Origin of the sequence: Polaribacter sp. IC066 (genome assembly GCF_007997085.1) — a bacterium.
Classification (GTDB): Bacteria; Bacteroidota; Bacteroidia; order Flavobacteriales; family Flavobacteriaceae; genus Polaribacter.
In genome coordinates, this window is record NZ_VORR01000126.1 from 1 (window position 1) to 1,605 (window position 1,605).

The window sequence follows — 1,605 nt, forward strand, 5'->3', positions numbered from 1 at the left end:
GTAACTATTCAGCGGATGTTTAGTGGTTGTTAACAATTTGATTTATTTTATCCACAATTTTTTATTTTTAGTCATTCTATTTCAAAAAAAGCAGTTGTTTATGCACATCGGTTGATAAGTGTGTGATACAATATTTTATTATTTTTTGTCATTTTATAATTTGTTTTAGACCTTCGTGAAAACAAATTATTTTGACTGACAAACAACTCTTATTGCATCTAGAGAATGAGTTTTCGCTCTTTAAAAAAGAGATGCTTAAAGTTGTTTCTAATCTTGAATGTCAAGTAAAAACATTACAAGAAGAGAATGCGATGTTAAAAGTGAAACTATCAAAATACGAGCATCCAAAAAACAGTGACAATAGCAGCGTTGCTCCTTCACAAGATCCTTTTAGAAAAACGAAAAGTTTACGCACAAAATCTAACAAACCTCAAGGTGGACAAAAAGGACATAAGGGCAGTAAATTAAAAATGGTTGAAACTCCTGATAATCTTATTTTTCATACGATGACACAATGTAATTCTTGCGGTACTGATTTACCTGATGATGGTGTCAAGTATAATGCTCGGCAAGTTTTTGATATTCCAGTCATTAAGATGCAAGTTACAGAACACCGAACAATACATAAAAAATGTAGCTGTTGTGGAAAGATAAATAAAGCAGTGTTCCCAAAAGAGCTTACTCAAGAAGCGCAATATGGGGTTGGATTAAAATCACTTTGTGTGTATTTACAAAATTATCAAATGCTTCCTTTTGCACGCTGTAGCGAATTTATATCCGATTTAACAGGACATACTATTTCTACAGGAAGCTTGTCTAATTTTCAAAAACAATGTTTTGATGATTTGCAACAATATAATGAAAATATAAGACAACAATTATTACAAAGTCCAATTTTACATGCCGATGAAACAGGAGTTCGCTTAAATGGAAAAAATAGTTGGATGCATGTAGTAAGCAATAAAACGACCAGCTATTTTGCACATCATCTAAATAGAGGCAAACAAGCAATGAACGATATCGGCCTTTTAGAGCACTATAAAGGAACGCTTGTTCACGATCGTTTTAGTAGTTATTTTTCGTACTCCTGTGCCCATAGTTTATGCAATGCTCATATATTAAGAGACCTCATTTATGTCGAAGAAACATTTGATTCCTCATGGGCTAAAGAAATAAGAAAATTACTTATTCAAGCTAAAAAAGATAAAGAACAAAATCCTAATTTAAAGGCGGCTTACTACTCCAAAATCTTTGACAAATATGTAAATCTGATTCGACCTGTGATTCAAAATTATGATAAAAAGTTTAAGAAAACCGATGAGCAAAGACTTGCTTTTGGCTTAGAAAAACACAAATACTTATTTCTGAAATTCATTAAACAACCCAACGTCCCTTTTGATAATAATCAAGCGGAAAGAGATTTAAGGATGATTAAAGTGAAGCAAAAAGTATCTGGTTGTTTTAGGTCAGAAACCCATGCACAATATTTTGCTAGAATTAGAGGATATATTACAACGCTCAAAAAAAATAAACAAAAAGTACTAGAAAATATTCAGCTTGCTTTTAGCAAAAATCCGTTCCTACCGGAAATGGCTGAATAGTTAC

Annotated in this window: 1 protein-coding gene; it reads left to right on the top strand. The window is 31.9% G+C overall.

Annotated features, from left to right (window positions below):
• Positions 1-191: 191 nt before the first annotated feature.
• Positions 192-1,601 (top strand): IS66 family transposase, encoded by a 1,410-nt coding sequence (gene tnpC / locus ES044_RS18200; RefSeq protein ID WP_147120770.1) that lies wholly within the window; start codon positions 192-194, stop codon positions 1,599-1,601.
• The last annotated feature ends 4 nt before the right edge of the window (positions 1,602-1,605 follow it).